Source organism: Parendozoicomonas callyspongiae (assembly GCF_023502345.1).
GTDB classification, from domain to species: domain Bacteria; phylum Pseudomonadota; class Gammaproteobacteria; order Pseudomonadales; family Endozoicomonadaceae; genus Sansalvadorimonas; species Sansalvadorimonas callyspongiae.
Map to the genome: position 1 here is coordinate 83235 of NZ_JAMFLX010000005.1, position 12573 is coordinate 95807.

Below are 12573 nucleotides of genomic sequence, written 5' to 3' on the forward strand. Positions count from 1 at the left end.
AATAAGAGGTCAGGTGTAGAGCAGTGAACAGACCAAATCAAAGCGCATTGCAACAGATCTTCTGCCTCAAACCTTTGGCAGCTTCCATACTTCTGGCCCAGTTCCTCAGCCTGCCCTCTCTGACCATGGCGGCAGAGGACTACGTTCCTAACCTCGATACTCCTGATATCAAGAAAGAGTTTGAGCAGCGAAAGTCTGATATCCCGGATCAGCCAATCAACCAGACCTTCGATGAAGATTTATCAGTCAGTGATCCCCATATTCAGATACGCAGTTTCTCTTTTCGGAACCTGCCGGAATATCCTGAACTCGGAATAACCCGGCAGGCAGTAGAAGGCCTCACTGAAAAACTCCGACAGAAACTGATGCGTGAATCGGACAAACTCGACAGTGGTTTCACTCCTGATGAACTGGAAGAAATAGGAACTTTCCTTCAGGAGAAAGCAACCACCACAAGTGCTGACTCTTTAACGATGCTAGACCTGAGGGGTCTGATTAACATTGTGAAAAACCAGAACGCCCTGCGAGGAATGACCTATTCCGATATTGAAACAGTGGTACAGGAAATCACTCAGCTCTATCGCTCGAAGGGGCTGCTTCTGGCTAAAGCATATATTCCGCCACAGGAAGTTGTGAACGGAAATGTTGAGCTGGACATTATTGCCGGTACTCTGGGTAAAGTGACAGTTCAGAACAATATCAAGTACAGCACTGAACGTTTGCAGGAACCCTTCAAAGAACAGCTGGGTGCAGCTGTCGACAACCATAAAGTTGAAGAGAGCATCTACCTGCTTAATGACCTGCCCGGCTTGAGTGTTTTTGGTTATTTTGAAAAAGGCGAGGTAACCGGCGAGTCTAATCTGAACCTGCAGGTTAGGGATGAAAAGTTCTGGAAACTGACTGTTCGGGCGGACAACCATGGCTCAGAGTTCACCGGTAAAAAACGCCTCTATACCCAGGGCAGCTGGCTTAACCCCACAGGTATTGGAGACCAGCTGACATTGGGCACCCTGTATGGATTTGATCCAAACAACACAGACCTTTATCAGCTCAGTTACAGCCTGCCCATTTATGGGCCGGATACACGACTGGAGTTTTTCTACGAAGATAATGATTACAGTGTCACATCGAAAAAAGACCAGAGCGTCAATATTCTGGGTATTACCGGTGCAAGTCGTACCTTCTCTGCCACTTTAATGCACCAGTTTATGCGCTCACGGGCCAACAATCTATCTGCTGGCCTGCGTCTCTCAGACCAGAAGGTAACCCGAAAATCTGAGATTAACAGTTTGCTGACAGAGGGTGATCATGCTCGTTCAGCGGAGCTGATTTTTGAAGGTGACAAGCTCGGAACCAATGTCAGAATGTTAAATATGGGTCGTTTCGGTCTGCAGTACGGTAAGTTTGAAAATAAAGTCCCTAAGGATCGCGGCTCTGATTACTATAAGGCCTCCCTGGATTCCAACTCCCTGTTCTTTGTGCCAATACCATTTACCGAAGACAGTGAGTCCCGTCTGATCCTTAAATCAAAACTACGTTATGGAAACACTGCCTTGCCAACATTTGAGCAGATGTCCCTTGGCGGACCCAACAGCGTACGGGCATTTAATATTAATGATTTCTCAGTGGACTCCGGTGCATACCTTGGTGTCGAGATGTTCTTTGATGTGCCACAAAAATTTGATGTAGATGTTGCCAAGGGACAACGGGTCAGCGACATCTTCCAGTATGCTTTGATTGTTGACGGTGCTTACGGTAATGAAAACAGCTATCGCCAGAATGTCGGAGATAGAAAAGTTCCTGATCCATGGGCCCACCTTGCAGGGGCTGGCTTCCTGTTCCGGCTGAATTGGCTTGATCAGTTTTATTCCACCCTGACTATCGCCAAACCAATCAGTGCCAAATCAAGCAGTGGTGTTGTTGGTGATAATGCCAAGAGCTGGCGGACATATGTAGATCTCTCAATGCATCTGGATTGATAAATAATTATTGAAAATTCATTGAATTAACAATCATAAGAATTTGCAGGCCAAGTAATGAAAACAATAGATAAGCTGCCCCAGAACAGCCGTCATGTTAGTCATCAGATAAAACTGACCAGTATCGCCAAAGCTCTGAAACTGCAAAATGCCGGGTTAAGTCAAGGTTTGATCCTTCTCTCACTTATGAGCTCAGGTGCTGTTTTTGCCGCACCGCAGGGAGGTGTCGTTGTTGGCGGTTCTGGCTCCATCTCTAACTCTGGCAAGAACACCAATATTATTCAGAACACAGATAAGCTGGCCATTAACTGGGACAGTTTTAATGTGAACACTGATGAGAAGGTTAAGTTTATTCAGCCCTCATCATCATCACTGGTACTGAACAGGGTTCTGGATGAAAACCCCAGCATGATTCATGGCTCAATTGATGCCAATGGTCATGTTCTTCTGGTAAATCCCAGGGGGGTTCTGTTTACCGAGACTGCCCGTATCAACGTTAATAGCATGACTGCATCTTCGCTCGATATTCAGACCGAAGATTTTATGAATGGAAAATTTGCCTTTAAGGGGGGTGGCAAGGGTGCTGTTATCAATAAGGGGGTTATTAATGCTGCCAGCGGTGTAGTCCTGCAGGGGGAACAGGTTGTCAATAATGGTCTGATTGCTGCGGATATGGTTGCACTGGCCGGTGGTTCCGAGACTGTACTGATCTTTGATTCCGACCAGCTGATCGGTGTCAGGGTCACCAAAGAAATTCTTGAATCCCAGGGCGTAGATAGCGCGGTTTTAAACACCGGCACAATTGAAGCCGGTGAAATTGTTTTGACGGCTCAAACAGCAAAAGGATTGTTTGATACGGCAGTTAATAATGAAGGAATTCTTGAAGCCAGAGGTATTAATGCTCGCGGTGGAACTATTCGCCTGGGCGGCTTCGGCGGCAGAGTTGCCGATGTTGTTAATTCCGGAACGATTGACGTTTCCGCCAGTGGCACCAATGCAAAAGGTGGCCGGGTTCAGGTCGAAGGCGATTCAATCCAGGTTAAAGAGAACTCTCGCATCATTGCCACCGGTGATAATGGCGGCGGTACCGTTTTGATTGGCGGTGATTATCAGGGTAAAAATCCTGATATCCATAATGCTACCAAAGTTGTTGTCGAAGCAGGCTCCCAAATTGATGCCAGCGCCTTAGAACACGGTAACGGTGGCAAGGTCATTGTCTGGTCTGATGATACTGCTGTTTTTGCTGGTGAAATCAAAGCTCGTGGTGGTGTTAATACCGGTGATGGAGGTTTTGTTGAGACTTCAGGTAAGAAGCACCTAACTGTCACAGGTCGCGTCAATGCTGGGGCCCCAAAAGGAAAATCTGGTAACTGGTTACTTGATCCCGAGAATGTGACTATAAAGTCTGGCGATAATACTGAAGGAGTTACTGGGTCAATTGTTTATGATGAAGCTCTTGAGCAAGCGTTGCTGGATGATACCAATATCACTATTACGGCAACTAAAAATAATAGTTTGCCAGATGGCGATTCAGGAAATATAAAAGTAGAGGACAATACTGTTATAGACCCTTCGATAGGAAGCGGTAATGCAGTTTCACTAACGCTTAATGCCGATAATGATATTACATTTGGACAAGGGTCCGGTATTGGCAGCAAAAGCCTGGGTGATTTCAACCTGTTCTTGAATGCAGACAACACCGTTTATATTGCTGAGAATGCAGTTCTAAATACTCATGGAGGAAACTTTTCCTCTGACTCCAAGAATTTTATTAACCATGGCACGATCAATCTTGATAGAGATTCGATTTTTGATGAATACGGGAATGTCTCGATTCAAATTGGCAGGAATAATCAAGATGGCGTTGGTTACATTGGCACCATTATCAATGCGGCCTCTACAACTATCTCTGCCACTGGTTCAGGGTACAACACGTTTGTTTATGAAGAAGGAACCATCGGTTTTTCTGATAATGATGTCACTATTGATTCTCAAAAGTTGAATGGCGCTGATGCCGTCGCTTTCGGCACAGTGACTTACAATGGCACCATTGATTACACAGGAAACAGCAATGGTTCACTAACTGGAACCGGTAGCGATGAAACATTTCAGTTAGGAGAAAACCAGACATTTGGAAATTATGTTCGTCATAGAGACATCAATTTTAGTGGACTGGGAACAGTTGATGCTGGTGGTGGCGATAACACAATCAATGGCTCAAACAGCTCAAATAACTTTGAATTAACTGGTGCTGACAGAGTCGTTAAATCCCATGGAACCACATTCTCAGGCATCAGTACTGTGAATGCCGGAGGTGGAGCTAATACACTCACTGGTTCAGACGAAGATGATACTTTCAAGTTAACTGGTACAGGAGGACAGATAGTCGGTAATAGTATTACCTTGAATAGCATTTCTGGTCCGATTGACGCTGGCAGCAAAGCTGGAAATACCGATAACGACACGCTTGTAGGAACAGCTGGTAATGACGAGTTTTCACTGACCGGCAGCAGCAAACAAGTTGATACTGGAAGTACAGCAGGTGGTTTTCTCTTTACTGGTATTGAAATTGTTGATGCCGGTAACGGTACAGAAGATAAGGTTGTCGGCACAAATAATAACGACAACTTCAGCCTGACAGACAATACCAATGAACTTATCGCCCAGGGCATTACCTTCAAACAGGTTGAACAGGCTGATGCTGGTTCCGGAAGTGATAATACAGTTACAGGCCGAAGTTCAGCAGATACTTACAAGCTGACAGGTATAAACAAACAGGTTATCAGCCAGGGAATCACCTTCCAGAAAATTGCCCGGATTGTAGATACCAGCACTAACAATATTCTGATCGGCTCTGCAAGCACGGACACCTTTACCCTGGAATCAAATACCAACTCGACCGGTAACCTGACAGCTAACGGAATAGAGTTTAAAGGAATAACCGGAAATATTGATGGCAAAGGTGGTAGCGATGTGCTGGAAGGCACCACTTCTGACAGTGATACATTCTCCATTAATGGCGTTGATAATCAGGTTGATGCTGGCGGCAGAATATTTATTGGTATCGCCCAGGTTGATGGTAATGGTGGTACAGATACAGTTAACGGCACTTCAGGTAATGACACTTTCGAGCTGACCGACTCTAATAACTCAGTTAAAACCAATGAGATCACCTTTAACCAGATCACCAGTGTCAATGCTGGTGAGGGAAGCGACACCCTGAATGGTTCATCTGACGTTGATACCTTTGCCTTAACCGGTACAGACGGAGAATTTAAGGGCAACCTGATCCGCTTTACAGGGATTACAGAAGATATCAATGCCCAAGGAGGTGCTGATGTTCTCCAAGGTACGAATGACGCTGATAATTTCACTCTTTCATCAGTCTTTAATAAAGTCTCCAGCGCAGCCCTGACGTTCCTTGGCATCAGCTCCGTTCAAGCCGGAACAGGTGATGACACAGTAACTGGTGCAGACAGTGCTACCGATTTCATCCTGGAGACTGGTAACAACCAGGTGACCTCTCAGCAAATCACCTTCTCTGATATTCAGCTGGTTTCTGGTGGCGGAGATAACTCAACCAATAACTCAGTAAAAGGTACGGATAACCAGGAAGAGTATCTACTGACAGGACAAAACCGACAGCTGATCACAAAAGGAATAACCTTCTCCAATATTGGAACAGTTAACTCTCAACAGGGTTCAGATACCCTGACCGGCTCTGCCCAGGCTGACTCTTTTGAATTAACTGGCATAACAAATCAGATCAAAGCCAACGGCATTGCCTTTAATGATACGGCAAAAGATATTAATGCCGGTGGTGGTAACGACACTCTTACAGGTACGGCCTCTGATGACAGTTTCGAACTAACCACTATCGCTGAGAAGCTTATTGCCGGAGAGTTCACCATTTCTGATCTTGAATCAGTTGATGGTGCAGGCAGCGATGACACTGGCAACACTCTGAAAGGAACCAGTGCAGATGATCAGTATGCCTTAACCGCTAACACTGCTGAGTTCATCGCCAGAGGGATAACATTCACACGTATTTCTGAAGTAAAAGAAGATGTTCATAACAATACCCTGACCGGTTCAACTGCAAATGATACCTTCACAGTAACCAACTCTACCGCAACTCAAAATGATGTGATGGGTAATGGTGTGCTGTTTAATGGTATTGCTAACCCGGTTGATGGTAATGGCGGCAATGACACCCTGGTAGGCACTTCGGGTAACGACAAGTTCTACCTGCGAACAGCTGATAACAGTGTACAAAGTGAAGGGATGGTCTTCACAGGTATCAGCAATGTTAATGGGGCTCATGGTCAGGGTAGTGACAGTATTATCGGCACGGGTGGCGATGAAGAATTTACCTTGCAGGCTACCAACAATGTTATCAAAGCCAAAGAGGTTGTATTTAGCAATATTACCAGTGTGTCTGGTAATGGTGGCTCCGACTCTGTTAAAGGTTTTGATGCCAATGACAACTACCTGGCTACAGGAACAAAAGCATTAACAGCCAAAGAGGTTAACTTCACAGGTATATCCACGATCGCTGGTACTGCAGCGACTCTGACCAACAACGCAGGCTTCCAAACTGTTGAAATTGCTGGCGGAGCCCTGAAACTTCTGGGTATGTCATTTGATGATGTTATCAGTTATGTGGGGCATTCAGCATTGGATAATGTCACCGATACCGATGGCGGAGACTGGGTAACTGGCGCAGGCCAGAACAGTGCCAGTAAAGGCCCATATAATTTCTCCAATATCAAAGCTGTTGCAACGTCAGGAACAGCACGACTTAGCTCCAGTGTGGCGGTAGACCCAAACTCTGAAAATGACGCTCAGATTGTTGAAGCTAACAACGATGGTCTCAAACTGAAAGGCATCAACTTCCTGGGAGCCCTGGGCTTTGATGGTGTTTCCAATCGTGGCGATGAAATCAATGATATCACCGGTTTCAAATGGGCCATTACGGGTAACCGTGCCTCAACCCGAAAAGCAAATCTGGGCGATCAGACTTTTACTGATATCAGCAAAATCACGACTGCTGGTGATATTGAAGACAATACCAACAGCGCATGGACTGTTGATGACCAGAAGCTAGCCACTTCTACAGTAAATAATCTAACCGTCAGCAACTCCTCCAAGATTGTCACAACAGGCAAGGTCAGCAACGCTTCCAATAGCACTCAGGAAGTTGCTCTTGATAAAGATAACGGCACCAACACTATTGCTTTGGCCGGTATCACTTTCCATGGCAGCAAGGAGTATCTGGGTTCCACCACCAATGGTGTGAATGACAATATCACTGATAATCTCGGGCGCACCTGGGGAATAACCGGTCAGAATGCACTGGCCCAGACGGATGATTCAATTACCCTCGGTAATATTAATAAGCTGTCCGGCGTTAGCACAGTGTCCAACGATACCAGCGATGGTCTCACTGCGACTATCAACTCTGACAGTACTCTGAATGTTGCCGGTATCCTATTTGCCAATGCCAAAAACTATACCGGCCACGCCACCAAAGATGACTCAGTTAATGATAATCGTACCAGCGGCGACTGGACCATAAACGCAGACTCTCTTACAACTGCTGACCTGACCTTTAAACAGATCAATAGTGTTGATACATCTGCATCAGTTATTGACGGGCTTAACAGCGACTGGAATGTGACTACCACTAAATCTGTCAGCAATGGTGCTTTAACATTTACAGGCCTGAGTGGTCTGACATCAACTGGCAAGCTCTCAAACAAGGGCACCACTGAACAGACAGTTGTTATCAATAAAGATACCAGTGATCTGGAACTTCTCGGTGTAACCTTCAAGAGCTTCACAAGTTACGATGGCCATGGCAATGGTGATCAGATAACTGATAACAGCAACAGTGGCTGGAAACTGGAAGATACCAGAAAAGCCAGCAGTCAGGGTCGCATCTTTACCAATATTGATGCCGTCAGTACTACCGGAGATATCATCGATGGCACAACCAGTGACTGGGTAACCGATGGCAATAAGGTTGCGACTGCCAAGGGCGTGACATTTACCGGCACAACCAAAGTCACAATGTCCGGCTCCCTGAGTTCAGATGCTACTTCTGCTCAAACAGTCGAAGCCAAGGCTGACAGCCTGAAACTGGCGGCAATAGACTTTGTTGGCGCCACAGGCTTTACCGGTAAGGCTGGCAGAAAAGATAAGGTCAGTGACAGTACCGGTAATAACTGGGAGATTACTGGTATCCAAACTGCCAAACGGGCGCTGGGCACCAACCCTGAAACTTATCAGAGCTTCAGCCTCATAGAGAAGGTGACCACAGCCGGTGAAGTTGCTGATAACACAACCAGCAACTGGACAGTCGATGGCCAGAAACTGGCTACATCAACGGCCAACAACCTGACCATCAGCGGTTCTTCCAGGATCACGACAACTGGCCAGATCAGTAATGCCTCAAAAGCTGACCAGAACGTAACCCTTGGAAATGACAACGGAACCAGCACTATTGCCCTGGCAGACATGACTTTCCATGGCAGCAAGAGCTATCAGGGTTCTGGTGAAATCGGCGTTAACGATAATATTACCGATAGCCAGGGTCGTGCATGGAAAATTACCGGTACCCAGACTCTCACAACCGGTACAGGTTCTGACCTGATCAGCCTGAGCCGCGTCGACAAACTTGCCAATGTCAGTGACATCACAAACGGTACTGGTACCGGCCTGGCGGTTGCTATTAATGCTGACAGCACCCTGACCAGTGCCCAGGTTCTGTTTGCCGATGCCACCAGGTATACCGGTGTGGGCAATGACACCATCAACGACAGCCGCACCGGTGACGCATGGACATTGAACGCCGATGATTCTCTGGTGACAGGTGCCCTGACCTTTAACCAGGTCAGGAACATTAACTCGTCCAGTGCTTTGACTGATACCACAGGCGGTGACTGGCTGGTCACAGGTACCAAGGCAGCCAATAACACCGAGCTGTTCTTTAACGGCACCAGCAGTATTACGTCAACAGGCGGTGTGACTAACAGCACTGGTTCTGAGAAGACTGTACTGGTGACATCCGCTGGTGACCTCGAGCTTATGGATATCACCTTCAGCGGGGCTTCCATTTACACCGGTCATGCAGACGGTGATACCGTGACCGACAACAACAATAACTGGGAACTGACCGGCGACAACCAGGCGAAAAGCCTAAACCGTACATTTAATAATATTGATACGGTTATCACGACTGGTGACGTCGATGGTAATTCCAGTAACTGGATAACAAGCGGCGATAAAGTTGCAACAGCCAAAGGCATTACCTTTACAGGTATTACCAAAGTCACTGAGGCCGGAAGTCTGACTTCAGATGCAAGCACCGCACAGGAAGTGGAAGCCAAGGCAGGCGGCCTGAGACTGGCTGCTATCGACTTTGTTGACGCTACCGGCTTTACCGGTAACGCCAGACGAGGTGATACCATCAACGATACCAGTGGCAATATCTGGACGATTACAGGCAACCAGGCCGCTTCTAGAGTATTTGGCTCAGGCTCACAAAGCTTTACCAATATCAGCAAGGTAACAACTGCTGGCAATATCACTGACGGCACCAACAGTGCCTGGACAATAGATGCTGTCAAAAATGCAAGTTCGTCCACAAACAATATAACTGTGGCTGGCACATCGCAGATAACTGGAACAGGATCAGTTACCAGTACTATGGCCGGTCAGGATATTACTCTAAATGACAGCAACCTGAGTGTTGGTGGGATCAGCTTCACAGGAACCAAATCCTATACCGGTAACAGTGATCATGTCATTGACCAAACAACAGGAACCGATGACTGGCAGGTGAAAGGCGGTAAGTCTGCAATCAAACAGACTTATACCCTTAACGAGATTGCCAGCGTTGCGACAGACAATGCTGTGACTAACAGCTCAACCGGCACTCTGAACGTCACTGTTGATGATGACAGCCTGGCCGTGGGCGGTATCGACTTCCAGGGAAGTCACAGTTACATCGGCCATAGCAGCGGCGATACTGTTTCTGATAAAACAACCGCTGATACATCCTGGCTTGTTAGAGGCAGTAAGCAGGTTAATAAGGCTGTCACTTCAGACCCAACTCCAGCCTACTATCAGTTCGGTAATATTGTCGCGGTTAACACCACAAAGGGTGTGACCAACTCGACAAATGCAGACCAGACAGTGACTTTAAACAGCGACAATCTGACTATCGCAGATATTCAGTTTAAGGGCGCTACAGAGTACACGGGGCATACCGACCTTAACGATACAATCAAGGGTTCTGCAAACACCTGGCAGCTGTATAACCAGAATAACAAAGTCAGCTCAAGCTATGATTCTGGCCAGACTGTTACCTTCAATGATGTGAAGAACATCACTGATAACACTGGAACAGTTTTTGGAACTGATGGCGATGATACATTCACTGTCAATTCAACTACTGACTCCCTGGAATCCAGAAATATTGTTTTCACTGGCATAGATACGCTTAACGCGGGCGGCCAAAGTACCGATGCAGGAGATATTATTCAGGGAACAAACGAAACCTGGACTCTCAATGGGATGGACAAGCAGGTCATGACAGACAAGCTTACCCTTATCGAGAATATTGAAACCATCAATGGAAATAACAGCGGCACGTTGAGAGGCACCAACGGTAATGATGAGTTTAATCTGGAACTTCGCACAGACAACGGTTCCAGTGAACTTTATGTCCAAACCAATGAAATGGCTTTCAAGGGCATGAAAAACCTTGACGGTAATGGGCTCTCAGACAAAGTTATCGCATCAAAAGAAAATCACACATGGAAGCTTCAACTTGATCAAAGCGGTGCCATCGTTAATGGATCTGTGAAGGTCAACGACCTTACTATCACAGATATTGACACAATTACTGATGCCGGTGGCGGTATAGTCGTAGGCACAACCGCTGATGATATTTTCACCATCACTGGTGACAAGTCGTTCACAGCCAGCGAAATCAACTTTGCCGGTATCGGAACAGTTGATGGAAATGGTGGTAATGATACCGCAAAAGCTGGCGACAATATTGCTATTCAATGGCAGCTCAAAGATAGCAATAATGTATTCTCAGCCGCTGGTATCGATTTCTCTGATATCAGAAATATCATCGGTAATGGTTATGAAGTATCCAAAGATGAACGGGAAGAGCTTATTGGCACTTCGAAAAATGATGAGTTCCAGGTTGTCGGTGACAACGCTCTATTAGCTAAGAACATCAACTTTACCGGTATCCGCTTTATTCATTCTGGTGCAGGTGACGCAGATAATGTTGTTGGTAACAATGCCAAGTGGTCACTGAATAATACTGATGGCAGCCTGATTGCTTCCGGCATGACCTTCTTTGAAACGGAGAGAGCTGCCGAACAGAGCGGCAGTGGCACTCTGACAGGGAGCAACCTGGATGACACCATTTTCTGGCAAGGTAATAAAACCCTGACCAGCGATGGCGTGGAATTTACCGGCTTTACAAACCTGAATACAGGTGCAGGCAATGATACGGTTTATATTGATGGGGCTGTAGACACCCTGACCTCACTGGCCGGTGGCAACGACAGCGATACCCTGATAAACCGGACAGCCGGTCTGGGCTGGGAGCTGACCAGCTCATCATCCAGTCTGGGAGGCCTGAACTTTACAGCGTTTGAACATCTCACTCATACATTGAGCGAGATATCTCTGGTCACTGATTCCAATATTAATCTCTCATCGAATAATATTGGCCTACCTTCAGCCCAGAATACCTCAATTGATATCAGCAGTGTTCCGCTGTTCAGTTTGATGCAGCTCAACACATCCGGCTCACTGTCCGGTCTGGCCAAAACCAGTGAAATTGATGCAACAGTTGCCGGTGGAGTTGATATCACCACCAACAACACACTGTTGATTGATGACATTATCAGCACTGGCGGCAATGTCAGTGTAAAAGCCAACCGGGGTGACATTCTTATTAATGGTCTGGTTGCTTCCCTAGGTAACGGCACAGTCACTCTAGAAAGCACAAACGGAAGTCTGCTTGCTGATGGTGACGGTGTTCATATCCAGGCGCATGATATTAACCTGACAGCAGCTGACGCAGTGGGTAGCCAGGATCTACCATTTACCATTACCAGTGATTTTGATGGCACTGTGAGGATTGAAGCTCTCACCTATGTAAGACCTCTGTTTACCGGTGCTCAGGCACTACTGGAAACATCAGGTCAGCGCCTGCTGTCCTTTGCTGAAATCGGTGCAATGAACGGTCTGCGTAATGCGTCCCAAAACCTGATAAACCAGCTTGGCAATGTTGACCCGGCCATCTTCACTGCTATCAGTAGCTTCAGTGTTGCTGAAAACAGTGTTGCTGAACCTGCAGCCGGTGACTTTATGGTGGCCCAGAATGATGGTGGTTACTCCATTCAGGCTCTGCCTATTGAAGCGACTGCCGCTGGTGAAGAGGAGGAGCTGGCTGAGGAAGAGTGTACAGTTGATGAAAACTGCTTCTAAAATTCTCAACTGTTAAATATAAGAGCCGGTCGTCACTCTATCGGCTCTTTTTATATAAAAACCAAGGAGG

At 46.6% G+C, this 12573-nt stretch carries 2 protein-coding genes; both read left to right on the forward strand.

Annotation, left to right across the window (positions count from 1 at the left end; translation table 11 throughout):
• Positions 1 to 23: 23 nt before the first annotated feature.
• Entirely contained in the window at positions 24 to 1979 is a 1956-nt protein-coding gene (locus tag M3P05_RS05245) for a ShlB/FhaC/HecB family hemolysin secretion/activation protein (RefSeq protein ID WP_249698342.1), read from the forward strand.
• 57 nt (positions 1980 to 2036) lie between these two features.
• A complete protein-coding gene (locus tag M3P05_RS05250) occupies positions 2037 to 12503 on the forward strand; it encodes a filamentous hemagglutinin N-terminal domain-containing protein (protein ID WP_249698343.1) in 10467 nt (3488 codons plus the stop codon).
• Positions 12504 to 12573 lie beyond the last annotated feature (70 nt).

Coding starts and splice junctions, on each gene's coding strand:
- M3P05_RS05250 (WP_249698343.1), top strand. CDS start 2,037: ATGAAAACAATAGATAAGCTGCCCCAGAACAGCCGTCATGTTAGTCAT.